This window comes from Isoptericola sp. S6320L (assembly GCF_023015685.1).
GTDB classification, from domain to species: Bacteria; Actinomycetota; Actinomycetes; order Actinomycetales; family Cellulomonadaceae; genus Isoptericola; species Isoptericola halotolerans_A.
Genome location: NZ_JALKAT010000025.1, coordinates 1 through 21,145, shown reverse-complemented (window position 1 = coordinate 21,145; position 21,145 = coordinate 1). Strand labels below are relative to the sequence as shown.

General features: G+C 73.7%; 24 protein-coding genes and 3 tRNA genes. 15 read left to right on the top strand and 12 right to left on the bottom strand.

Annotation, left to right across the window (positions count from 1 at the left end; genetic code table 11):
• Window positions 1–34: 34 nt before the first annotated feature.
• From MWU57_RS13150 to MWU57_RS13140, 3 genes are all read right to left on the bottom strand, one after another.
• Entirely contained in the window at window positions 35–760 is a 726-nt protein-coding gene (locus MWU57_RS13150) for a lytic polysaccharide monooxygenase (RefSeq protein WP_246909639.1), read from the bottom strand.
• Between the two features lie 136 nt (window positions 761–896).
• A complete protein-coding gene (locus MWU57_RS13145) occupies window positions 897–1,640 on the bottom strand; it encodes an aminoglycoside 3'-phosphotransferase (RefSeq protein WP_246909638.1) in 744 nt (247 codons plus the stop codon).
• Window positions 1,641–1,660: 20 nt separating this feature from the next.
• Window positions 1,661–2,629: a DMT family transporter gene (locus MWU57_RS13140; RefSeq protein WP_246909637.1), complete on the bottom strand. Its 969-nt coding sequence runs from the start codon at window positions 2,627–2,629 to the stop codon at window positions 1,661–1,663.
• A 39-nt stretch (window positions 2,630–2,668) separates the two neighbouring features.
• On the opposite strand from MWU57_RS13140, the gene MWU57_RS13135 reads away from it, so the two are divergent.
• Entirely contained in the window at window positions 2,669–3,208 is a 540-nt protein-coding gene (locus MWU57_RS13135) for a CGNR zinc finger domain-containing protein (RefSeq protein WP_246909636.1), read from the top strand.
• A gap of 18 nt (window positions 3,209–3,226) precedes the next feature.
• Here the strand turns inward: MWU57_RS13135 and MWU57_RS13130 are convergent, their stop codons facing one another.
• Complete coding sequence (locus MWU57_RS13130; RefSeq protein ID WP_246909671.1) at window positions 3,227–4,105, bottom strand: 3-methyladenine DNA glycosylase; 879 nt, start codon at window positions 4,103–4,105, stop codon at window positions 3,227–3,229.
• Window positions 4,106–4,210: 105 nt separating this feature from the next.
• On the opposite strand from MWU57_RS13130, the gene MWU57_RS13125 reads away from it, so the two are divergent.
• The gene (locus tag MWU57_RS13125; protein ID WP_165800020.1) at window positions 4,211–4,375 is read left to right on the top strand and encodes a hypothetical protein; all 165 of its coding nucleotides are present in this window, start codon (window positions 4,211–4,213) and stop codon (window positions 4,373–4,375) included.
• 30 nt (window positions 4,376–4,405) lie between these two features.
• Window positions 4,406–5,245 (top strand): PhzF family phenazine biosynthesis protein, encoded by an 840-nt coding sequence (locus MWU57_RS13120; protein WP_246909635.1) that lies wholly within the window; start codon window positions 4,406–4,408, stop codon window positions 5,243–5,245.
• A gap of 15 nt (window positions 5,246–5,260) precedes the next feature.
• Here the strand turns inward: MWU57_RS13120 and MWU57_RS13115 are convergent, their stop codons facing one another.
• Entirely contained in the window at window positions 5,261–6,394 is a 1,134-nt protein-coding gene (locus MWU57_RS13115; RefSeq protein WP_246909634.1) for a heparan-alpha-glucosaminide N-acetyltransferase domain-containing protein, read from the bottom strand.
• 224 nt (window positions 6,395–6,618) lie between these two features.
• On the opposite strand from MWU57_RS13115, the gene MWU57_RS13110 reads away from it, so the two are divergent.
• Window positions 6,619–7,437 carry a class I SAM-dependent methyltransferase gene (locus tag MWU57_RS13110; protein ID WP_246909670.1) on the top strand — a complete coding sequence of 273 codons (819 nt, stop codon included), beginning with the start codon at window positions 6,619–6,621 and terminating at the stop codon, window positions 7,435–7,437.
• Window positions 7,438–7,501: 64 nt separating this feature from the next.
• Here MWU57_RS13110 and MWU57_RS13105 read toward each other — a convergent pair whose 3' ends face one another.
• Together MWU57_RS13105 and MWU57_RS13100 are read right to left on the bottom strand one after the other, a co-directional pair.
• Complete coding sequence (locus MWU57_RS13105; RefSeq protein ID WP_246909631.1) at window positions 7,502–8,416, bottom strand: DUF4190 domain-containing protein; 915 nt, start codon at window positions 8,414–8,416, stop codon at window positions 7,502–7,504.
• A gap of 106 nt (window positions 8,417–8,522) precedes the next feature.
• Window positions 8,523–9,038 carry a DUF4190 domain-containing protein gene (locus tag MWU57_RS13100; protein ID WP_246909630.1) on the bottom strand — a complete coding sequence of 172 codons (516 nt, stop codon included), beginning with the start codon at window positions 9,036–9,038 and terminating at the stop codon, window positions 8,523–8,525.
• A gap of 99 nt (window positions 9,039–9,137) precedes the next feature.
• Here MWU57_RS13100 and MWU57_RS13095 point away from each other — a divergent pair, with 99 nt between their 5' ends.
• The 5 genes from MWU57_RS13095 to MWU57_RS13075 are packed head-to-tail and all read left to right on the top strand — an operon-like array spanning window position 9,138 to window position 13,407.
• On the top strand, window positions 9,138–9,923 hold the full coding sequence (locus MWU57_RS13095) for a fumarylacetoacetate hydrolase family protein (RefSeq protein WP_106268631.1): 786 nt from the start codon (window positions 9,138–9,140) through the stop codon (window positions 9,921–9,923).
• 1 nt (window position 9,924) lies between these two features.
• Window positions 9,925–10,503 carry an NUDIX hydrolase gene (locus MWU57_RS13090; RefSeq protein ID WP_246909629.1) on the top strand — a complete coding sequence of 193 codons (579 nt, stop codon included), beginning with the start codon at window positions 9,925–9,927 and terminating at the stop codon, window positions 10,501–10,503.
• 3 nt (window positions 10,504–10,506) lie between these two features.
• The gene (locus tag MWU57_RS13085; RefSeq protein WP_246909628.1) at window positions 10,507–11,157 is read left to right on the top strand and encodes a bifunctional 2-polyprenyl-6-hydroxyphenol methylase/3-demethylubiquinol 3-O-methyltransferase UbiG; all 651 of its coding nucleotides are present in this window, start codon (window positions 10,507–10,509) and stop codon (window positions 11,155–11,157) included.
• A gap of 52 nt (window positions 11,158–11,209) precedes the next feature.
• The gene (gltX, locus tag MWU57_RS13080) at window positions 11,210–12,661 is read left to right on the top strand and encodes a glutamate--tRNA ligase (RefSeq protein ID WP_246909627.1); all 1,452 of its coding nucleotides are present in this window, start codon (window positions 11,210–11,212) and stop codon (window positions 12,659–12,661) included.
• Window positions 12,658–13,407 carry an HAD family hydrolase gene (locus MWU57_RS13075; protein WP_246909626.1) on the top strand — a complete coding sequence of 250 codons (750 nt, stop codon included), beginning with the start codon at window positions 12,658–12,660 and terminating at the stop codon, window positions 13,405–13,407. Before gltX ends, MWU57_RS13075 begins: the two co-directional genes overlap by 4 nt.
• A gap of 42 nt (window positions 13,408–13,449) precedes the next feature.
• Here MWU57_RS13075 and MWU57_RS13070 read toward each other — a convergent pair whose 3' ends face one another.
• Window positions 13,450–14,532 carry a YeiH family protein gene (locus MWU57_RS13070; protein ID WP_246909624.1) on the bottom strand — a complete coding sequence of 361 codons (1,083 nt, stop codon included), beginning with the start codon at window positions 14,530–14,532 and terminating at the stop codon, window positions 13,450–13,452.
• Between the two features lie 69 nt (window positions 14,533–14,601).
• Here MWU57_RS13070 and MWU57_RS13065 point away from each other — a divergent pair, with 69 nt between their 5' ends.
• Entirely contained in the window at window positions 14,602–15,501 is a 900-nt protein-coding gene (locus MWU57_RS13065; RefSeq protein WP_246909623.1) for a LysR family transcriptional regulator, read from the top strand.
• On the opposite strand, the gene MWU57_RS13060 is transcribed toward MWU57_RS13065, so the two are convergent.
• Window positions 15,470–16,234, bottom strand: coding sequence for a class I SAM-dependent methyltransferase (locus MWU57_RS13060; RefSeq protein WP_246909622.1), 765 nt, complete (start codon window positions 16,232–16,234; stop codon window positions 15,470–15,472). The genes MWU57_RS13065 and MWU57_RS13060 overlap by 32 nt on opposite strands.
• Window positions 16,235–16,465: 231 nt before the next feature.
• On the opposite strand from MWU57_RS13060, the gene MWU57_RS13055 reads away from it, so the two are divergent.
• From MWU57_RS13055 to MWU57_RS13045, 3 genes are all read left to right on the top strand, one after another.
• Window positions 16,466–16,537: transfer RNA gene (locus MWU57_RS13055), tRNA-Gln, on the top strand.
• 98 nt (window positions 16,538–16,635) lie between these two features.
• Window positions 16,636–16,708, top strand: a tRNA-Glu gene (locus tag MWU57_RS13050).
• 55 nt (window positions 16,709–16,763) lie between these two features.
• A tRNA-Glu gene (locus MWU57_RS13045) sits at window positions 16,764–16,836 on the top strand.
• A 72-nt stretch (window positions 16,837–16,908) separates the two neighbouring features.
• Here MWU57_RS13045 and MWU57_RS13040 read toward each other — a convergent pair.
• The 3 genes from MWU57_RS13040 to MWU57_RS13030 form a co-directional block, all read right to left on the bottom strand.
• Window positions 16,909–17,751, bottom strand: coding sequence for a PH domain-containing protein (locus tag MWU57_RS13040; protein WP_246909621.1), 843 nt, complete (start codon window positions 17,749–17,751; stop codon window positions 16,909–16,911).
• A 2-nt stretch (window positions 17,752–17,753) separates the two neighbouring features.
• Entirely contained in the window at window positions 17,754–17,921 is a 168-nt protein-coding gene (locus tag MWU57_RS13035; RefSeq protein WP_165800019.1) for a hypothetical protein, read from the bottom strand.
• Between the two features lie 101 nt (window positions 17,922–18,022).
• Window positions 18,023–18,742, bottom strand: coding sequence for an IclR family transcriptional regulator (locus tag MWU57_RS13030; RefSeq protein WP_106268618.1), 720 nt, complete (start codon window positions 18,740–18,742; stop codon window positions 18,023–18,025).
• A 130-nt stretch (window positions 18,743–18,872) separates the two neighbouring features.
• Between MWU57_RS13030 and leuC the strand changes: the two genes are divergently transcribed.
• Window positions 18,873–20,348: a 3-isopropylmalate dehydratase large subunit gene (gene leuC, locus MWU57_RS13025; protein ID WP_246909669.1), complete on the top strand. Its 1,476-nt coding sequence runs from the start codon at window positions 18,873–18,875 to the stop codon at window positions 20,346–20,348.
• A 28-nt stretch (window positions 20,349–20,376) separates the two neighbouring features.
• Window positions 20,377–21,015, top strand: a complete 639-nt coding sequence (leuD, locus tag MWU57_RS13020) for a 3-isopropylmalate dehydratase small subunit (RefSeq protein WP_106268616.1) — start codon at window positions 20,377–20,379, stop codon at window positions 21,013–21,015.
• Window positions 21,016–21,145 lie beyond the last annotated feature (130 nt).

Genomic DNA, 21,145 nt, shown 5'->3' with positions numbered 1-21,145 from the left:
GGGCACGACGTGCCGATCAGACGGTGGCGGAGGGTCAGCAGGCGCCGAGGTCGCTCCAGGCGCCCCAGTCACCGGCGGTCGAGGGGTCCTCGCCACGGGTCCACCACTTGGCCTGGTACTCCCGGCCCTCGTGCGAGACCTGGTCGCCGTTCAGGTAGGTCGCCGCGGGGTCCCAGGCGGCCGCCTGGCAGTCGCCGGGCTCCGGCTCCGGCTCCGGCTCGGGGTCCGGGTCCGGCTGGCCGCCGCCGCTGCCGACCGTCACGTCGACGCAGGCGTAGAACGCCATCGCGGTGTCCGCCACGTTCCAGCGGGCGAGGATCGTGTGGTCACCGGCGGGCAGGCTGTCGAGCGTGTGCTCGACGACGGCGTCGGGGCGGGCGCCGCCGTCGTTGAACGTCCGGTGCAGCACACCGTCCACGAAGTACTCCCACGTGCTGGTGGAGTGCATCGCCGTGAGCTGCCAGCGCATCGTCACCGAGGAGCCGATGGTGGTGCGCGGCCAGGGCTTGCTCTCGTCGTCGAGGATGTCGAACCCGCTGCCGCCCGAGCACTGCATCGAGCCCTTGGGGGCCTCGACGCTCTGCGGCTCGTACTGCAGCCCGCCGCAGTCGAAGGACAGGTTGCCGTTGCTGCAGTGGTCCTGCCGGCTGGGCGGGTTGGTGATCCACCCGTGCGCGTTGGCCGTCGGGGCCACCGCCAGGGGGGCGAGCAGGGCCAACAGGCCGGTGACCGCCGCGACCAGTGCTGTGCGCCATCGCATCGTGCGTCTCCTGTTCGTCAGGTGTCTGGACAAATTCGACGCTAGGCCGCGGCAACGATCCGCACATCGGGTGAAACCCGTCAACGTCGCGGCTCCCACCCCGGATCTCTACGCATTCCCCCGTAGGGCGGCGCGGTCAGCCCAGGTTCCACAACCGTCGGTAGAACGTGATGCGCTCGGCGTCGGGGGCGATGCCGTACGCCGCGAAGAAGGCTGCCTCGTGGCCCTCGCCGTAGTTCCAGCCCAGGCTCATGCTCGCCGTCGCCAGATCGGCCCACCGGTCGGCCACCCCGAGCGCGCCGAGGTCGACGTGCCCGGCCGGCGCGCCGTCGTCGGCCACGAGCGTGTTGGGGGCGCACGCGTCACCGTGGCAGACGACGAGGCGGTCGATCGCCGGGGCCGGACCGACCTGCCCGCGCGCGGACCCGTCGAGCCGGGCCACACGTTCCTCGACGCTCCAGGTGAACGGGCACTCGTCGACGGGCAGGGCGTCGTGCAGGGACCGCAGCCCTGCTCCGATCGCGCGGGCGGCGGCCTCGGGCCGGGCCAGCCAGGCGGGGTCGACGGCGGACCGACCCGCCAGGCCGGCCGTGACCAGCCAGGAGCCGTCGTCGTCGTGCCCGCTGCCGAGCACGCGGGGCACGACGGCGTAGCGGCCCGCCCAGGCGAGCCGTGCGGCCTCGGCGTCGAGGTCGAGCTCCGGGGTGCCGGTCGCCACCCACTTCACGTACCGCGTCCCGGAGGTGCCGGTGAGGCGGAAGGTCAGGCCGCCGAGCTGGTTGCGCCAGACGGGGTCGACGACGGCGCCGGCAGCGAGCGCCCGGACGGCGGGCGGGACCTCGACAGGACCTCGCGGCGCGGCAGCGAGAGGGAGGGGCATGCGGGCCATCCTCGCCGCGGTCAGGTGCTCGCGGCGAGGAGGGCGGCGCGGCGTGCCGTCGCGGCCTCGCCCTGCTGGACCACGACGACGCCGGCGAGCACCAGTGCTCCACCGACCAGCTGGACGGGGCTCGGCAGCTCGCCGAGCAGCGCCCAGGCGAGCAGCACCGCGCTGAGCACCTCGAGCAGGCCCATGAACGCGGCGACGCGGGCGCCGAGGCGACGCCCGGCGGCGATACCGGTCACGTACGCGACCCCGGCCGTGACGAGCCCGAGGACGGCGAGGACGGTCCACCAGGGCACGTCCGACCCGCCGAGCGAGGCCGGAGCGGTCGATGCCGTCACGGGGAGCAGCCCGACGGCGGCGAGCGCTCCGAGGGCGACGGCGCCGACCGTGAGCCCGCCGGCGGCCAGGCTCAGGGGCGGCAGGCCGGTGTCCGCGCGCGCGTTGATCAGGAAGTAGGCCGACGCCCCGACCATGGCGCCGAGCGCCCAGGCCGTGCCGACGAGCGAGACGCGGGCCCCGGTGAGGTCGAGGACGAGGGCGAGGCCGGCGAGGGCGAGCGCGATGCCGCCGAACGTGGCGGGGGCGGGCCGCTGGCCGTGGCGCAGCCAGAGCCAGACGACGACGGCCGCCGGCGCCGAGTACTCGACCAGCAGCGCCGGGCCCACCTGCATGTGCTGCACCGCGGCGAAGTAGCAGAACTGCGTGGCCGCGACGCCGAGCAGCCCGTAGAGGGTGATGAGCCGGGCGTTGCGGCGCACAACACCCCAGTCGCCCCGCAGCGCGACGACGCCGAACGGCAGCAGCACGGCCGCGCCGATCGTGATCCGGACGAGGACGACGGCGCCGGGGGTCCAGCCGGTGGCGAAGAGGGCGCCGGCGAGCGGTCCGGACAGGCTGAAGCTGATGGCCGAGACCATGGCGAGGGCGAGCCCCGCGCTCGTCCGTGAGCGACGGACGGCGTCGTCATGCGTCATCGGATTCATGGCTCATGACACTACGGGCGTCCCTGATAACGTGTCAACATGTCTTTCACGCCTGACACCGTGGGGGCGCTGCAGTCGGCGGCCGAGCTCGTCAACGCCGTCGAACCGCCCGTCACCCTCACCACGGTGGCCGACCTCGAGGCGTTCTTCCGGCGCCACGGGTACACGGGGCGGCACGACCGGACCGCCGACGAGGTCGCCGCCGTCCTCGCCCTCGCCCCTCGGCTACGGGCGCTGCTGCTCGCCGACCGCGACGCCGTCGCACCGCTCGTCAACGCGATGCTCGCCGAGGTCGGGGCCGTGCCCCGCCTCGTGCGCCACGAGCACGAGGACTGGCACCTGCACGCCGTCGACGACGACGCCCCGCTGGCGGACCGCATCCTCGCCGAGACCGCGATGGCGATGGTCGACGTCGTCCGGGCCGACGAGCACTCCCGGCTGGACGTCTGCGCCGACGCCGGCTGCTCCGGCGTCGTGCTCGACCTGTCCCGCAACCGGTCGCGCCGCTACTGCTCCGTCACCTGCACCAACCGCAACGCCCAGGCGGCGCACCGCGCACGCCGTGCCGGGGCCGCCTGAGCCGCGGCGCGGGCCGGCTCAGCCGGCCAGCAGCGCGTCGCAGACCTCGAGGAGCCGGTGCCGCAGGGCGTTCGCGCGCGCGGCGAACCCGCGCTGCCGGCGCACGTACTCGGCCTTGCCCTCGGGGGTCTCGATCGCGACGGGCTCGACGCCGTCGGCGGAGACGTCGTAGGGCGAGGCGGCCATGTCGGTGTACCGGATGTCGCGGGCCAGCTCGAAGGAGTCGAGCAGCAGCTCGCCGGGCACGGCGGGGCCCAGCTTCGAGGCCCACTTGTACAGGTCCATGTTGGCGTGCAGGCAGCCCGGCTGCTCCATGGCGACCTGGCGCTCGCGGGTGGGGCGCAGCTCGTTGGCCTCGCGGGCCTCGGGTGTGAAGAACCGGTAGGCGTCGATGTGCGAGCAGCCGATGCGGTGGGACTCGACCACGGCGTCCGTCCCGTCGTGGCCGAGCCGCAGGGGGAGCGGGTGCCGGTGGTCGCGGCCGGCGGCCGCGTCCCGGTACACCATGGCCCACTCGTGCAGCCCGAAGCAGCCGAACGTGCCGGGGCGTGCCGCCGTCGCGCCGACGAGCGCGCGGACGTAGCGGACCGCGTCGCCCCGGTCGGCGAGGAACGCCGGGACGTCCAGCGTGACGCCGTCCTCGCCGTCGGGCAGCATCGTGGTGCGGTACCAGCGCCATCCGTGCCGCTCGTCGTCGCGGGGCACGGGAACCGCGGCGCCCACGCCGGCGTGCCACCGCCGCAGGTGGCTCACGCGGGTGGGGTAGTACGTGAAGAGAAAGTCCTCGACCGCGTGCTTCGTGCCCCGGTCGCGGGCGTCGCGCCAGACGGCCGTCAGGGCGTCCGCCCGCTCGGCGTGCCCGGTGGCCCGGTCACGCCAGTCGCGGACGACGGCGATACCCGGCGCGCGCTCGGGTGCGTCGGCGGTGCCGGGGGCAGGGGGACTCACCCTGCCAGGGTAGGACGGGGCGGCGTATGCTCGAAGGGACGGGAGGTGGTGACGATGGCCACCATCGGGACGCAGTCGGACCTCGAGGCGGAGCAGGACGGCGTCAAGCCCACGCCGCACGTGCCCCAGGACACCTGGATCCAGCAGCACGGCCCCGCCGTGGGACTGCTGGTGGGCCTCTCGGCGCTCGTCTGGACGCTGCTGCGCTACGCCGGCTGAGCCCTCGCCGGGGCCGCTAGGGTGCCTCGCATGACGAGCTACGCGTTCAGCCAGGTCGACGTCTTCGGCTCCGGCCCCCTGACGGGCAACCCGGTCGCCGTGGTGCACGGCGCCGACGCCCTCACGGACGAGCAGATGGCCGCCTTCGCCCGGTGGACCAACCTGTCGGAGACCACCTTCCTGCTGCGTCCCACGGACCCGGCAGCCGACTACCGGGTGCGCATCTGGACTCCCGGGGGCGAGCTGCCCTTCGCCGGCCATCCCACGCTGGGCACCGCCCACGCGTGGCTGGAGGCTGGCGGGCGACCCGCCTCGGACGGCGTCGTCGTGCAGGAGTGCGGCGTCGGTCTCGTCACCGTCGACGCCTCCGGTGGGCGCCTGGCGTTCGCGGGCCCGCCGCTGATTCGCTCCGGCCCCGTCGCCGACGGCGACCTGGAACGGGTCCTCCGCGCGCTGCGGATCGAGCGTTCCGAGGTCGTCGACGCCGCCTGGGTGGACAACGGGCCGGGGTGGGTCGCGGTGCGGCTCGTCGACGCCGCGGCGGTCCTGGCGCTCGCACCGGACCACGGGGCGATCGGCGACCTCAAGATCGGGGCCGTGGGGTCCCACGCACCGGGAGCGGGGGACGCCGACGTCGAGGTGCGCGCCTTCGTGCCGGGGATCGGTGTGCCCGAGGACCCGGTGACCGGGTCGCTCAACGCCGGGCTGGGCGAGTGGCTCGCCGGGTCGGTGCTCCCGGAGGCGTACGTGGCCTCGCAGGGTACGGCCATCGGCCGGCGCGGACGGGTGGACGTGCGCCGGGCGCAGGACCGGACCGTGTGGGTGGGCGGGGCGACCGTCACGGCGGTGCGCGGCGAGGTGACCCTCTGAGGCGCCGGCGGGGCCTCAGGTCGCCGCTCGGTCCGCCGTCGGCGGCGGGGCCGTCCGCAGCGCGACGGCGCCGACGACCCGCTCGAACGGTCCGCGGCCGAGGAACGCCCGCCAGGCGCTCGCGGCGGCGAGCGTCACGAGGATCATCGCCACCAGCGGGCCGTTCGTCGTCGAGTCGAGCAGGTCCCACCGCCAGATCGCGACGATCTGCAGCGTGTACACGGTCAGGGCCATGGATCCGACGGCGGCCAGCGGCGCGAGCACGACCGACCCGACGCGCCCGGCGTACAGGCACAGGCCGAGCACCGTCAGGGCGAAGCCTCCTGAGCCGACCACCTCGAAGAACGTGTTGTCGTGCGGCTCGGCGCGCACGAGGTATGCCGCAGCGGACCCTCCGTCGAACACCCCCACGAGCGACGACGACGCGAGGTACCCGACGGCGGTCGCCGCGAGACCCCCGCGCACCAGCCAGCCGCGGAGGCGGGCAGAGCGCAGGTCGCACCGCCCGACGGCCATCCCCGCGAAGACGTACGCCATCCACACCGCGGCGGGGTAGTGACCCGTGACGACGAAGTCCGTCAGCGCGCCGGAACCGTCGCGGGGCGGGCGCAGACCTGCCAGGCCCAGGAGCTCCGGCACCCAGTAGGCGAGCAGCGGGCCGACGACGGCGACCACCGCGGCGGAGAGCGCCAGTCGCCGCGGACCCCAGCGCAGGAACGGCAGCGCGATCACGAAGCAGGCGGCGTAGAACCCGAGGATGAGCAGCACGCGGGTACCGAGCAGGTCCAGGAGCCCGACCAGCGCCAGGAGCAGCACGGCCCGGACCAGGAGGCGGGCGCGGGCGTGCACCAGCGCGTCGCCGGTCATCGGCCGGGGTCCGCCGGTGACCACGGCGAGGGAGACGCCGGCGACGAGGGCGAACAGGATCGACGAGCGGCCGTCCGCCACGGCGAGCCACGCCCTCGGCCCCTCGACCACGCCGGCGTGGGCCGTGAACATCCCGATCACCGCGAGACCGCGCGCGACGTCGAGACCGGCCACCCGGCCGGGACCGCCTCGCAGGCGCGTCCCGGCCCGGCGCAGCGCCGCGGCGAACCCGTGGGACGTCGCCGGTGCGTCCGGGGCCGGGGCGCCGTCGTCGAAGGTCATGCGCCGATGATCCCGCAGCGTCCGTCTCGTGAGAACAGCGTGTCTCGGCGCGGCGCGTTCACTAGGTTGTGCTCATGAGCGATCTGCCGATGGAGTCCGAGCCCGAGTTCCCGGAGGCGCCGAGCTTCGGCAGCCCGTCCGACGGGCCGAACGGGAGCGCCTCCGACGAGCCGCACGGCGCCGCGCTCTCCGACGCGATCGAGGCCCCGAGCACCCACCAGACGGTGCCGAGCCAGGAGTCCGAGTCCTACACGCACGGGCACCACGAGTCGGTGCTGCGTGCCCACCGGGCGCGCACGGCGCAGAACTCCGCCGGTTTCCTGCTGCCCCACCTGCGCGACGACATGCACGTGCTCGACGTCGGCTGCGGGCCGGGCACGGTCACGACCGACCTGGGCCGCATCGTCGCGGGCGGGGACGTGGTGGGCGTGGACGCCTCCGAGACGGTGCTCGACGCGGCCCGTGCGCACGCCGAGGCCATCGGTGCGCACAACGTCCGGTTCCAGCAGGCCAACGCCTACGAGCTGCCGTTCGACGACGACACCTTCGACGTGGTCTACGCCCACCAGCTCCTGCAGCACCTGTCGGACCCGGTCGCGGCGCTGCGCGAGATGAAGCGCGTCGCCAAGCCCGGCGGGCTGCTCGCGGTCCGCGACGCCGACTACGCCGCCATGGCCTGGTACCCGGAGTCCGCGGGGCTGACGGAGTGGAACACGCTGTACCACGAGGTCACGCACGCCTACGGGTTCGAGCCCGACGCGGGCCGGCGGCTCTTCTCCTGGGTGCTCGACGCCGGCTTCGACGTCTCCGGTGCCGTGCCCAGCGCCTCGTCGTGGTGCTACGCCACGCCCACGGACCGCGAGTGGTGGGGGCAGCTCTGGGCCGAGCGCTGCGTCGAGTCGAACTTCGCGCGGCAGGCGGTCGAGTCGAACCTGGCCGACGACGTCGCGCTCGAGCAGCTCGCGCAGGACTGGCTGGGCTGGGCGCACTCGCCGGACGGCTGGTTCGCGATCCTCCACGGCGAGGTCCTCGCCCGGGCCTGAGACCCTGCACAGCAGACCGCCCCCGCCGAGCAGCTCGACGGGGGCGGTCTGCTGCGTGGAGGCGTCAGCTCGTGACGGTGAGCGTGTCGTACTCCAGGAAGCCCGGCTCGAGGTCCACCTGCACGTCGCTGGGGTCCGCGACCATGTACGCGACCGTGTAGGTCAGGGACTTGTCAGGCTGGACCTTCGAGCTCGGCAGCATGTCGATGCCGTCGTCGTAGACGGCCTCGGACTCCGTCCCGGCGGAGGCGACGACCGGGTACATCAGCGACGGGTCGAAGACCGCTCCGGTGCCGTTCTCGATCGTCACCTCGAAGACGACCGGCGTGCCCTCGCCCTCGACACCGACGGCGTACTCGCCCGGCGTGAACTCCTCCGGCGCCGAGACGCTGATCGCCAGGCCGTCGGCGTAGGTGTACGTCTCGGTGAAGCCGACGACCCCGCCGGCGTTGGTGGCCTCGCCGGAGGCGATGGCCTCGAGGTCCTGCGGGTCCACGCCGGCGTCCTGCAGGCTCTGCTCGATCACGTCCGACTGCTCCTCGACGGTGGCGGTCACGAACGCGGCCGTCGCCACGGAGATCACGATCGACAGCACGATCGCCAGCGCCGAGAGCGCCGTGCCGACGATCGCCATCACCTTGCCGCCGCCGGTCCCTCGCGAGGCCTTGACGATCGCGACGATGCCGAGGACGACGCCGACGATCCCGACGACGGCCGAGCCGATGTTGAGGAACGGGATCCAGCAGCCCAGCAGTGCCACGATGCCCAGCACGAGCGCCGTGATGGCCAGGCCCCGCCTCTCGGCCGCGGGTCGCGGCTGCTGCGGGCCGTAGGAGCCCGGGACCGGCGGCTGGCCGGGCGGTGGCGTGGGTGCGCCCGGGGGGTTCCCGTACGGCGTCGGTGTGCCGTGGTCGGTGGCGGGGCTGAACGGTGCGGCGGGCTGACCCGTGGTCTGCGCGTCGTCGGAGGGCGTGCTCATGCGTCGTCCTTCGTCGGGGGATGGAAGCCGCGACCATAGCGGGGCTCACCCGGTCAGCAGCCGAACGCCACGGGTGAAATGTCGCGACTGTCCCCGACGGTGGCGGTCAGCCGTTCTCCATGTTCTGCTCGAGCTCCTCCAGGATCTCGGGGTTCTCCTCGATGAACGTCGTGCCGGCGTTGAACGCGATCACGTTGGCGACGATCGAGAGCACGATCGCCAGGGCGCAGAGGCCGGCGCCGACCATCGCCATCACCCTGCCTCCGGCCTCGCCCCTCGACGCCTTGACGACGGCGACGATGCCGAGGATCAGCCCGACGATGCCGAGGAGGATCGAGCCGACGTTGAGGATCGGGATCCAGGCGCCGAGGAGGGCCAGGATGCCCAGCACGAGCGCGGCGATCGCGAGCCCGCGCTTCTCGGAGGCGGGCTGCGGCTGGCCGTACGCGGGCCCGCCGTACGAGGGCTGACCGTAGGGCTGCTGGCCGGGCTGCTGACCGTAGGGCTGCTGCTGGCCGGGCTGCTGCTGACCGTAGGGCTGCTGCTGACCGTAGGGCTGCGGGCCAGATGGCTGCCGGCCGTAGGGGTCCTGACCAGGCTGCTCGGGAGGAGGCGTGCTCATGGGGTCTCCTTCGTGGAGGGTCGTCGGGGACGGCCGCCCGGAGTCGCCAACGACCGCGCTGTGCATGGTGACATTACCGCGGCCGGTTAGCCTGGACCCGTGCGCATCGCGAGATTCACCACCGGCGACGACCCCCGCTTCGCCTTCGTCCAGTCCGAGGGGGACACCACCTACCTGGCCGTGCTGAGCGGGGACCCGCTCTACATGCCCGCCATGCCGACGGGGGAACGGGTCGAGCTCGGCGACGGCGTCCGACTCCTCGCGCCGGTGATCCCGCGCTCCAAGGTCGTGGCCGTGGGCCGCAACTACCTGGACCACATCCAGGAGATGGGCAGCGAGGCGCCGGCCGCGCCGCTGCTGTTCCTCAAGCCGAACACCGCGGTCGTCGGGCCGGACGACCCGATCGTGCTGCCCGACTGGACCAGCGAGGTCTCCTACGAGGCGGAGCTCGCCGTCGTGATCTCCAAGGTCTGCAAGGACGTCGAGCCGGAGAACGCCCGGGCCTACGTCCTGGGGTACACCGTCGCGAACGACGTCACCGCGCGTGACGCCCAGCGCACCGACGACCAGTGGGCGCGCGCCAAGGGCTTCGACTCCTCCTGCCCGCTCGGCCCGTGGATCGACACGGACCTGGACCCCGAGGACGTCGGGGTGCGGTCACGCGTCAACGGTGAGCCCAAGCAGGACGGCCGCACGTCGCAGATGATCTTCGACGTCGCGTACCTGGTGTCCTACGCCTCGAAGGCGATGACGCTGCTGCCCGGCGACGTGCTGCTCACCGGGACCCCGGCCGGGGTCGGCCCGATCGAGGCCGGCGACCGCGTGGAGTGCGAGGTCGAGGGGGTCGGCGTGCTCGCCAACCCCGTGGTGCGGCGCGAGGTCTGAGATGGTGTCGACCGGGCTCGCGCCGGCCGCGATCAGCGCGGCGCGTCCCGACGCGCTCGGTGCGCTGCGCGCCTGGGAGCCGGCGTCGGCCGCGCAGGCGGCCCTGCGCGACCGGTTCACCGCCCATCTCGACCGGCACGTCGACGGGCTCCTGCGCGGTTGCCGGCCCGACCACCTCACCGCGTCGACGATCGTGCTGTCCGCCGACGCCTCGTCGGTGCTGCTGACCCTGCACGCGAAGGCCCGGCGCTGGTTCCAGCTCGGCGGCCACCTCGAGGAGGACGACACCACCCTGGTCGGTGCGGCCGCGCGGGAGGCCGTCGAGGAGTCCGGCCTCGATCTGGTCCTGGACCCCGTCCCGGTGCACCTCGACGAGCACGCCGTGCCGTTCTGCGGGCCGGACGGCCGGGCGCGCCACCTCGACGTGCGGTTCGTCGCCGTCGCGCCGTCCGGCGCCCGGCACGCCGTGAGCGACGAGTCGCTCGACGTGCGCTGGTGGCCCGTGGACGGGCTGCCGGACGCCGATCTCGCCGAGCCCGTCGCGCTCGCCCGCGCCCGGGTGCAGGGCCGGGTCGCGTAGCGCATGTCGTCCTGCTGCCAGCCCGAGCCGCAGGGCTACGACCGGGTCTTCGACTCGCGGGCCGCGCGCGTCGCCGCCCGGAGGTACCGGCGCTCGGGACTGACGGTGCTGCCGCGGCGCACCGTCGAGCTCTACCGCGCCGGCGTGCTCTCCGGCAGCACGCTCCTGGAGGTCGGCAGCGGGGTCGGCGACTTCTCCCTCGAGATGCTGCGGGCCGGCATGCGCCACGCGACCTGCGTCGACCTGTCGGGCGCCTACGACGACGCGGCCCGAGCCCTGGCGGTCGAGGCCGGCCTCGCCGACCGCGTCACCCGGGCGACCGGGGACATCGTCACCCGTCCCGAGCTGGCCGGCCCGGCCGACGTCGTCGCCCTGCACAGCGTCGTGTGCTGCTACCCCGACGCCCGGCGCCTCCTGACCGCCGCGGCGAGCAAGGCCCGCCGCCACCTCGTGGTGTCGTACCCGCGCGACTCCTGGGCCGTCCGGGCCTGGGCGCCGCTCGTCAACGTCTACCCGCGCCTGCGGGGGAGCGACTGGCGGTTCGTCGTCCACCCCTCCTCCGTGGTGCACGACGCCGTCGCTGCGGCCGGGTTCGTCGTGGCGCACGCCGAGCGGCTGCGGTTCGACGAGCACCTGGTCCTCACCCGGCGGTAGCCGGGCCTCCGGAACGCACGCGCCGCGCCGGTCGGCAACTAGGCTGTGCCCCGTGATCCCCGCACCTGGTTCTTCCGACGTCCGTGTCCGCTTCGCCCCGTCGCCGACGGGCATGTTCCACGTGGGCGGCGCGCGCTCCGCGCTGTTCAACTGGGCCGTGGCCAAGCAGACGGGCGGGACCTTCGTGCTGCGGATCGAGGACACCGATGCCTCGCGCAACAAGCCCGAGTGGGTGGACGGCATCCTCGCCGCCCACGCGGCGCTCGGCATGCACGCCGACGACCCGACGTTCGAGGGGCCGTACTTCCAGTCCGAGAACGTCACCAAGCACCACGAGGCGGCGGCCCGCCTCCGCGCGGCCGGGCGCGCCTACTACTGCGACTGCACCCGTGACGACGTCGCGGAGCGCACCGGCAACAAGCAGACCGGCTACGACGGCTTCTGCCGTGACCGCGGCCTCGAGGAGGCGCCCGGCCGCGCGCTGCGCTTCCGGACGCCGGACGACGGCGAGACGCCCGTGGTGGACCTGATCCGCGGGAACCCGAGCTTCCCGAACTCCGCGATGGAGGACTTCGTGGTGGCGCGTGGTGACGGCTCGCCCGTGTTCCTCCTGGCGAACGTCGTCGACGACCTGGACGAGGGCATCACCCACGTGATCCGGGGTGAGGAGCACCTGCCCAACACCCCCAAGCAGCAGCTCCTGTGGGAGGCGCTGGGCGCGCAGCCCCCGGTCTGGGCGCACCTGCCCGTCATCGTCAACGAGAAGCGGCAGAAGCTCTCCAAGCGCCGCGACAAGGTGGCCCTCGAGGACTACCTCGCCGACGGCTACCTGCCCGCCGCGATGGTCAACTACCTCATGCTGCTCGGCTGGGCGCCGGGCAACGACGAGGAGATCCTGCCGTTCGACGAGATGATCTCCCGGTTCCGCATCGAGGACGTCAACAGCGCCTCGGCGTTCTTCGACCTCAAGAAGCTCGCGGCGTTCAACGGCGAGTACATCCGCGCCATGTCGGTGGACGAGTTCGTCACCGCCGTCGGGCCGTGGCTGCGCGCTCCCCACGCACCGTGGGCCGAGGAGCGGTTCGACGCCGCAGCCTTCGCCGCCGTCGCGCCGCTGGCGCAGTCCCGGGTGGCGTTGCTCAGCGACATCACCGACAACGTCGACTTCCTGTTCCTCGACGCGCCGGTGGAGGACGAGAAGTCCTGGAACAAGGCCATGAAGCCGGGAGCCGTCGAGCTGCTCACCGACGTCCGGGCCGTCCTCGCGGACCTCGAGCCGTGGGAGGCGGAGCCCCTGAAGGACGCCGTCGCCACCACGGGCGAGCAGCACGGGCTCAAGCTCGGCAAGGCGCAGGCCCCGGTGCGCGTCGCCGTCACCGGCCGGACGATCGGCCTGCCGCTCTTCGAGTCGCTCGAGGTGCTCGGCCGCGAGCGCACCCTCGGCCGGGTCGACGCCGCCCTGGCACGCCTGGCCGAGAACCCGCCGCAGGCCCCCGCGCAGTGACGGCCTTCGGGGCCGTCGCGGGCCGGGTGGACGCCGTCCTGCTCGACGTGGACGACACGCTGGTCGACACCAGGGGGGCGTTCGCGACGGCGATCGCGGCCGTCGCGGAGGCCCACCTGCCGGGCGACGTCGACCGTGCGGCGGTGCTCGACCACTGGCGGACGGACCCGGCGGGCCACTACCGCGCCTACACGCGCGGCGAGACGGACCATCGCACCCAGCGGCGGCTCCGGGCGGACCTGCTGCACCGGACGTTCGGTGGCGCGCCGGTGGGCGAGGACGCCTTCGACGCCTGGGACGAGCTGTTCTGGGGCACGTTCGAGCGGTCGTGGCGGCCGTTCGACGACGCGGCGGCGTTCGTGGACGGCCTGCGCGCCGCGGGTGTCCGTCTCGGCGTGGTGACGAACGCGGCGGTCGAGCTCCAGGAACGCAAGCTCGCCGCCGTCGGGATCGACCTGCCGGTGCTGGTCGGACTCGACACCCTCGGGTACGGCAAGCCGCACCCGGACGTGTTCGTCGAGGGCGTCCGGCGCCTGGGCTCCGTGCCCGAGCGCACCGCCTATGTCGGCGACGAGCCCACGGTCGACGCCCGCGCGGCGCACGACGCCGGCCTGGTGGGCGTGTGGCTCGACCGGCCGGGCGCCCGCCGGGCCGACGAGCAGGCGGTCGACGCCGGTGCGCTGCGCACGGCAGGGATCGTGGTCGTCGCGGGTCTCGCCGAGGTGCCGTCGGCCCTCGGTCTCTGAGGCACCCGGCAGGCACCCGGCAGGCTCCGGCCGGTGGGGCGCTCAGGGCACCAGCAGCAGGACGGCGCCCAGCGCGGTGCCGGTGACGACGACGGCGGAGCACGCCCCGAGCAGCAGCGCGCGCCTGCCGGTGCGCACCAGGCGCGGCACGTCGACGCCGAGGCCGAGGGCGAACATCGCGGCGACGAACAGGGCCGTCGTGACCTGGCCGGCCGCGTCGAGCACGGGTCCGGGGACCACGCCGAGGCTGCGCAGCGCCACGGCACCGAGGAACCCGAGCACGAACCCGGGGACGAGCGCGACGCGGGTCCCGCCGTCGTGCGCGCCGGTGCGGTGGGGTGCGGCGAGCGCCACGCGGCGGGCCCGCACCGCACCCGTGGTTGCCACCAGCGGTGCCAGGAGCACCACACGGGCCAGCTTGGCCACGGTCGCGGTCGTCAGCGCGGTGGCGCCCGCCAGGCCCCCAGCGGCGGCGACCACCTGGGCGACCTCCTGCACGCTCGCGCCGATCCAGAGGCCGGCCTGGGTGCCCGTGAGGCCGAGGGCGCCGGCCGACCGCGGCAGGACGACGACGGCGGCGGTCCCGTAGAGCGCGACCAGCGCGAGGGCGACGGCGGCGGCGTCCCGGGGGGTGTCGTCGTCGCGGCGGTCGGGGAGGCGGTCGAGCACGCTGGTCATGGCGGAGACCGCGGCGGCCCCGCAGATCGAGAAGCCGGTGGCGACCAGGAGCGTGGTGTCCCGCGGCACGCCGAGCCGGGGACCGAGCGCGACGGTGGCGCCGAAGGTCACCGCGACGGTGAGCGTCACGACCGTCAGGCCGCGCCAGCCGAGCGCGACGACGTCGCCCAGCGAGAGCTGCAGCCCCAGCAGGACCACGCCCGCCCGCAGCACGTGCCGCGCCACCCAGTCGGCGCCCGGCCGGGCGGCTCCTCCGAACCGGGCGCCGTGCCGGCCGGGGGAACGCCGGCCCCACGCCCCGAGCACCGAGCCGACCACGGCGCCCGCCAGCAGGGCCAGCACCAGCGGCGAGGCGGCGGGGGCTGTCCGGCTCAGCAGGGGAGCGAGCCCGAGCAGCACCACGGTCGCCCCGGCGGTGAGGGTGAGACCGGGCAGGAGTCGGGGCATGTGACCACCCTCGCCATGCCTGGAGTCGGCCGGAAGGGCGAGGTCGTGATCCATCCATAGACTCGCCCTATGGTGGATCGGACGTCGCTGACCTCGCTGGAGCTGCTGGTCGCCGTGGACACGCACGGGTCGATCAGCGGCGCGGCCCGTGCGCTCGGCGTCGCCCAGCCGACCGCGTCCGCCGGGCTGCGTCGTCTGGAGCGACGCCTGGGCCTCGAGCTGGTGACCCGCGGGGCGCGCGGCACCGCCCTCACCCCGACCGGGCAGGCGGCCGCCGGCTGGGCGCGCGAGGTCGTCGAGGCGTCGCAGCGGTTCGAGACGGCGGCCGCGGGCCTGCGGGCCGGCCCGACGACGGCCCTGCGGGTCGCGGCGAGCCTGACCGTCGCGGAGTACCTGGTGCCCCGGTGGCTCGCCCAGCTGGCCGCGCAGGGCGCTGCCCCGGACGTCGAGCTGCTGGTGCGCAACTCGCACGACGTCATGGAGCTCGTGCTGGACGGCGGTGCGCAGCTCGGGTTCGTCGAGAGCCTCGGGGTGCGGCGAGGGCTGCGCAGCCGGACCGTGGCCCGCGACGAGCTCCTCGCCGTCGTCGCCCCGGGACATCCCTGGGCCCGCCGACGGTCGGTGGGGCCGGGAGAGCTGCTCGGCGCCCGGCTGGTGCTGCGCGAGACCGGCTCCGGCACCCGGGAGATCCTGGAGCGGGCGCTCACCGCCGTCGGCGAGCCCCTGCCCGCGCACCTGCCGACGTTCGGGTCGACGTCCGCCCTGAAGGCCGCCGTGCAGCACGGGGGTCAGGTCGCGGTGCTGTCCGGCCTCACGGTGGCCGACGACGTCGCGGCGGGCCGGCTCGTCGCCCTCGGGGTCGACGGGCTCGACCTCACCCGGCGGCTGCGGGTCGTGTGGCGCGACGGGGTGACGCCGTCGGCAGCGGCGCGCCGGCTCAGCGCCGTCGCGCGCGGTACGCCGTCGTGACGTACGGCATGGCGATCTCCTGCGTCCCCGCGAGGTCCGGGTGGGTCACGACGAGGTCGTCGACCCGCTGGAGCAGCCGGTCGCGCTCGGGCTCGGGCAGCGTCAGGAAGTAGCTGCGCGACCCGGCGAGGGCGCGCAGGTCAGCTGTCGGCAGGTGGTGCAGCCACCGGAACTCGGCCACCTCGACCTCGCCGAACATCTCGCCGAGCGCGGGGGCGGCGCTGCTCTGCTCGCTGTCCGGCTGGAGCTGGTCCCCGGTGTGCAGGATCTCGCCGAACCGGCTCACCCAGTCGATGCGTTCGTCACGGTCGTTCCAGACGACGGCGAGGGTGCCGCCCGCGCGCAGCACCCGGGCGATCTCGGCCGAGGCGCGGGCCTCGTCGAACCAGTGCCAGGCCTGCCCGACCACGACCGTGTCCACCGACGCGTCCGGCAGCGGGAGCTCCTCGGCGGAGCCGACGTGCGTGGTGACGCCCGGCAGGGTGGCGGCCAGCTCGTCCAGCATCGGCCGGGACGCGTCGACGGCGACGACGTCCAGGCCCCGGTCGACGAGCCGGCGGGTCAGCAGGCCGGTGCCGGCCCCGAGGTCGAGGACCTGAGCGGTCTTCGGCGGGACCATCCAGTCCACGGCGTCGGCGGGATACGTGGGGCGGACCCTGGCGTACACGTCCGCACCCGTCGAGAAGGAGGCGGCGCGGTCGGCGGGCGATTGCGGGTCGGGCGTCGACGACATGCCAGCAGCGTCCCACGTCCGCGTCCCGCCGTCAGCCCGTCCTGGCCGAGCGAGCCCGACGGGGCTGCGGGAGCTGCGGTGGCGAGCGGGTGCGGACACCTGGGAGGACGTGACGAAGGGCACCGAGCCGCGGGTTTGGATCCCGGCGGTCGGTCCGGTAATGTTTCGGGTCGTTGGGCCGTACGGAAACCGGCGTCGAAGTCGGATAAGTCCCGGTAGGTCCAGACACCATGGGGTATGGTGTAATTGGCAGCACGAGTGGTTCTGGTCCACTTAGTCTAGGTTCGAGTCCTGGTACCCCAGCGCAGTCCTCTGTCTCACCGCTTTCTCGGGATCCCTGATCCTGTGCGGTGCGCTAGAGTACTGACGGCAAATCGGCCACTGCGGCCGAGGAACCATAGGCCCCCATCGTCTAGCGGCCTAGGACGCCGCCCTCTCACGGCGGTAACGCGGGTTCAAATCCCGCTGGGGGTACGCATCGGTCCGTTCTCGGACCGTCGCAGCGGCTCCGGCGACGGAGCCACGTCCGGCCCCCATCGTCTAGCGGCCTAGGACGCCGCCCTCTCACGGCGGTAACGCGGGTTCAAATCCCGCTGGGGGTACAGCGCACAAGGCCCGGTCCGACAGGACCGGGCCTTTGTCGTGCCCGGCACGGGCCGTCGACAGGGAGCTGCTCAGAGGAACGGATCGGGGACTGTCGGCCCGGCGCCGCTGCTGGTCGGCGGTTCGTAGAGGTCCTGACGACGCTTCGTCGGGATCAGCCCACGGAGCCGGGATCGCGACCGGGGCCGCTCCTGCGGCTCGTCCGGCTGCGGGAACGGTGCGACGTCGACATGGTCGGCGCCCTGCGAGGCACGGGTGCTCTGCGCGGCGCCGTCGCGCTCCGTCCAGGCCCGGTCACCGTCCGTCGTCGGTGGCCCGACCACCGGTAGCTCCGCCGTCGTCGGCCGGGGTTCGCGCTGTCCCACCGGGACGATGGCCGGCGGCGCCGGCCGCGGACGCTCGGCGGCGTTGGCGCCCGGTTTGCGCGGGAAGAAGATGGTGTCCGTCAGCTTGCGGTACGTGACGTCCGGGTCGGGGACGTAGTCGACGCGGCTCAGCGCCTGGTCCTGGCCCGCGGACTCCATGACGAACCGGCCGTACCCCAGCATCTGCCCCAGAGGGGTACGGGTGTAGCTCATGTCCGTCACCTTCATCAGCGGCATCATCGCCACCTTGTGGACCACGAACCCGTAGGTGAGGACGAGGCGCTTGTCCGTCGCCACGAACCACTGGTAGTTCCACTCGAGCCACTTCAGGGCCAGCCGGCCCGCCGGCAGCAGCCACAGCACCCAGACCGCGCCGGCGTCGGTGGCCTGGTGCAGCAGCGCGACGACCACCGTCGCGGCCACGGTCGTGAGGATCGGTTCGAGCAGGGTCGCCCAGTGCAGGCGCGAGGCGAACACGGCCCGCTCGTGGTCCAGCACGTAGCGGCGCAGGTGGCGGTGCGCGCGCACCGCACGGTCGGCGGCGTCCACGGCTACGAGGTCAGGTTGGCGAGAAACTCCCCGAAGCTGGCGAACGCGTTGGCGATCACGTCCCAGATCGCCTTGACGATGTCCGCAGCGCGGTCCGGGCTCGTGACGATCGCGTAGATCAGAAAGATCACGACGAGCCAGATCAGGAGGGTCTTGGCCTTGGCCGGCATCGGGTCCTCACGCCTCTCGGTCGACGGGGCAGGGTCGCCCCGCTGGTGGGGAGCCTACTGACCTGCGGGGTCGCGCCGCGAGCACCACTCACGGCGCGCCGTCACTCGCCTGCGCGCTGGAGCACCTCGGTGAGGCGGTTGGCCGCCGCGACGACGGAGGCCGAGTGCAGCCGACCGGGCTGGCGGGTCAGGCGCTCGACCGGTCCCGAGACGGAGACGGCGGCAACGATGCGCCCGGAGGGGCCACGGACCGGCGCCGACACCGAGGCGACGCCCAGCTCCCGCTCGGAGACCGACTGGGCCCAACCGCGCCGTCGGACGCCGGAGAGGATCGTCGCGGTGAAGACCGCCTCGCGCAGGCCGCGGTGCAGCCGGTCCGGCTCCTCCCAGGCGAGCAGGATCTGGGCCGCGGAACCGGCGTGCATGGTCAGGGTGGCGCCGACGGGGATCGAGTCGCGCAGACCGACGGGACGCTCGGCGGCGGCCACGCACACGCGGTGGTCACCCTGGCGGCGGTAGAGCTGCGCCGACTCGCCCGTGTGGTCGCGCAGGGCCGTGAGCACCGGGTTCGCCGCGGCGAGCAACCGGTCCTCGCCGGCCGCCGTCGCGAGCTCGTTGAGGCGGGGGCCCAGCACGAACCGGCCCTGCATGTCGCGGGCCACGAACCGGTGGTGCTCGAGCGCGACCGCGAGCCGGTGCGCCGTCGGGCGGGCGAGGCCGGTCGAGGAGACCAGCTGCGCCAGAGTGGCGGGACCGGCCTCGAGTGCTCCGAGAACGGACGCGGCCTTGTCCAGTACGCCGACTCCGCTAGTATCGTCCATAGGTCGATACTGACGTCTCGCTTGGTGAGATTGCAAGTTCTGCGCAAACTTCGGTTCGTGGACAGCACGTCAGGTCGCGGAAGCACAAGTGACGACAGCCACCCACCGGTGGCGGAACGAGGAGCTCGAGATGGCCGGCACGCTGGCAGAGAAGGTCTGGGAGGCGCACCTGGTGCGCCAGGGCGCCGACGGGGCACCGGACCTGCTCTACATCGACCTGCACCTCGTGCACGAGGTGACGAGCCCGCAGGCGTTCGAAGGTCTCCGTCTCGCCGGGCGCCCGGTGCGGCGCCCCGACCTGACGATCGCGACCGAGGACCACAACACGCCCACGCTCGACATCGACCTGCCGATCGCGGACCTGACCAGCCGCACGCAGATCGACACGCTGCGCAACAACGCGGCCGAGTTCGGCGTGCGGATCCACTCCCTCGGCGACGCCGACCAGGGGATCGTGCACCAGGTGGGGCCCCAGCTCGGGCTCACCATGCCGGGCCTGACCGTCGTCTGCGGCGACTCGCACACCTCCACCCACGGCGCGTTCGGCGCGCTCGCGTTCGGCATCGGCACCTCCGAGGTCGAGCACGTGCTCGCCACCCAGACGCTGCCCCTGGCGCCGTTCAAGACCATGGCGATCACCGTCGACGGCGAGCTGCCCCCGGGCGCGACCTCCAAGGACATCATCCTGGCGATCATCGCCAAGATCGGCACCGGCGGCGGGCAGGGCTACGTGCTCGAGTACCGCGGCGAGGCCATCCGCCGGCTCTCGATGGAGGCGCGGATGACCATCTGCAACATGTCCATCGAGGCGGGCGCCCGCGCCGGCATGATCGCGCCCGACGAGACCACGTTCGAGTACCTCAAGGGCCGCCCCCACGCGCCCGAGGGCGAGGACTGGGACACCGCCGTCGAGTACTGGAAGACGCTGCGCAGCGACGACGACGCGGTGTTCGACGAGGAGGTCGTCCTGCGCGCCTCCGACCTCGAGCCGTTCGTCACCTGGGGGACCAACCCCGGCCAGGGCCTGCCGCTGAGCGCGAACGTGCCGGTCCCGGCGGAGATCGCCGACGAGGGCGAGCGCGTCAGCGCCGAGCGGGCGCTGGAGTACATGGGCCTCGAGGCCGGCATGCCGCTGCGCGACGTCACGGTCGACACCGTGTTCATCGGCTCGTGCACCAACGGTCGCATCGAGGACCTCCGGTCGGTCGCCAAGGTCCTCCGGGGTCGCACGAAGGCCGAGGACGTCCGCGTGCTCGTCGTGCCGGCGTCGGCCCGCGTGCGCCTGCAGGCCGAGGCCGAGGGCCTCGACGTCATCTTCAAGGAGTTCGGCGCCGAGTGGCGCAACGCCGGGTGCTCCATGTGCCTCGGCATGAACCCCGACCAGCTCGCACCGGGCGAGCGCGCGGCGTCGACGTCCAACCGCAACTTCGAGGGCCGGCAGGGCAAGGGCGGGCGGACCCACCTGGTCTCGCCGCTCGTCGCGGCCGCGACCGCCATCCGGGGCACGCTGTCCTCGCTGTCGGACCTGGACCTGGAGGGCGACGTCGACCTGACCACGTTCGACGGCACCCCGCTGGCACCGCTGACCGCCCCGTCGTTCGTCTGAGCACCCCGCGCTTTCTACAGGAGTCCCCATGGAGAAGATCACCACCCACACCGGCGTCGGGGTGCCGCTGCGCCGCAGCAACGTCGACACCGACCAGATCATCCCGGCCGTCTACCTCAAGCGGGTGACGCGCACCGGGTTCGAGGACGCGCTCTTCGCGGCATGGCGCAGCGACCCGTCGTTCGTGCTGAACCAGGAGGCGTACTCGGCCGGCTCGGTGCTCGTGGCCGGCCCCGACTTCGGCACCGGTTCGTCGCGTGAGCACGCCGTCTGGGCGCTCAAGGACTACGGCTTCCGCGTGGTCCTCGCCTCCCGGTTCGCCGACATCTTCCGCGGCAACTCCGGCAAGCAGGGTCTCGTGGCCGGCATGGTCGCCCAGGAGGACATCGAGCTGCTCTGGAAGATCCTCGAGGCCAAGCCCGGCACCGAGGTGACGGTCGACCTCGAGACCCGGACCGTGCACGCCGACGACGTCACCGTGCCGTTCCAGATCGACGAGTACACCCGCTGGCGCCTCATGGAGGGGCTCGACGACATCGGCCTGACGCTGCAGAACGAGGCCGACATCACCGCGTTCGAGGAGAAGCGGGCCGCGTGGCGGCCGAAGACGCTGCCCGCCAAGCACCTGCCGAAGGTCGACATCGAGCCGGCGCGGCCGGTCAGCTGACCTCGCGCCCGACCTCCGCGGTCCGGTCGCGTGGGGTGGCGAGGGCGCCCCGGACGACGTCGAGCACGGCGTCGTCGGTGAGACCTGCCGCGCGCGCGTCGGTCACGAGGGCGCGAGCCTGTGCGACCAC

Bases quoted from the DNA above. Each gene is read 5' to 3' on its own strand.
- MWU57_RS13150 (WP_246909639.1), bottom strand. From the start codon at position 760: ATGCGATGGCGCACAGCACTGGTCGCGGCGGTCACCGGCCTGTTGGCC.
- MWU57_RS13145 (WP_246909638.1), bottom strand. From the start codon at position 1,640: ATGCCCCTCCCTCTCGCTGCCGCGCCGCGAGGTCCTGTCGAGGTCCCG.
- MWU57_RS13140 (WP_246909637.1), bottom strand. From the start codon at position 2,629: ATGAATCCGATGACGCATGACGACGCCGTCCGTCGCTCACGGACGAGC.
- MWU57_RS13135 (WP_246909636.1), top strand. From the start codon at position 2,669: ATGTCTTTCACGCCTGACACCGTGGGGGCGCTGCAGTCGGCGGCCGAG.
- MWU57_RS13125 (WP_165800020.1), top strand. From the start codon at position 4,211: ATGGCCACCATCGGGACGCAGTCGGACCTCGAGGCGGAGCAGGACGGC.
- MWU57_RS13120 (WP_246909635.1), top strand. From the start codon at position 4,406: ATGACGAGCTACGCGTTCAGCCAGGTCGACGTCTTCGGCTCCGGCCCC.
- MWU57_RS13115 (WP_246909634.1), bottom strand. From the start codon at position 6,394: ATGACCTTCGACGACGGCGCCCCGGCCCCGGACGCACCGGCGACGTCC.
- MWU57_RS13105 (WP_246909631.1), bottom strand. From the start codon at position 8,416: ATGAGCACGCCCTCCGACGACGCGCAGACCACGGGTCAGCCCGCCGCA.
- MWU57_RS13100 (WP_246909630.1), bottom strand. From the start codon at position 9,038: ATGAGCACGCCTCCTCCCGAGCAGCCTGGTCAGGACCCCTACGGCCGG.
- MWU57_RS13090 (WP_246909629.1), top strand. From the start codon at position 9,925: ATGGTGTCGACCGGGCTCGCGCCGGCCGCGATCAGCGCGGCGCGTCCC.
- MWU57_RS13085 (WP_246909628.1), top strand. From the start codon at position 10,507: ATGTCGTCCTGCTGCCAGCCCGAGCCGCAGGGCTACGACCGGGTCTTC.
- MWU57_RS13070 (WP_246909624.1), bottom strand. From the start codon at position 14,532: ATGCCCCGACTCCTGCCCGGTCTCACCCTCACCGCCGGGGCGACCGTG.
- MWU57_RS13065 (WP_246909623.1), top strand. From the start codon at position 14,602: ATGGTGGATCGGACGTCGCTGACCTCGCTGGAGCTGCTGGTCGCCGTG.
- MWU57_RS13060 (WP_246909622.1), bottom strand. From the start codon at position 16,234: ATGTCGTCGACGCCCGACCCGCAATCGCCCGCCGACCGCGCCGCCTCC.
- MWU57_RS13035 (WP_165800019.1), bottom strand. From the start codon at position 17,921: ATGCCGGCCAAGGCCAAGACCCTCCTGATCTGGCTCGTCGTGATCTTT.
- MWU57_RS13030 (WP_106268618.1), bottom strand. From the start codon at position 18,742: ATGGACGATACTAGCGGAGTCGGCGTACTGGACAAGGCCGCGTCCGTT.
- leuC (WP_246909669.1), top strand. From the start codon at position 18,873: ATGGCCGGCACGCTGGCAGAGAAGGTCTGGGAGGCGCACCTGGTGCGC.
- leuD (WP_106268616.1), top strand. From the start codon at position 20,377: ATGGAGAAGATCACCACCCACACCGGCGTCGGGGTGCCGCTGCGCCGC.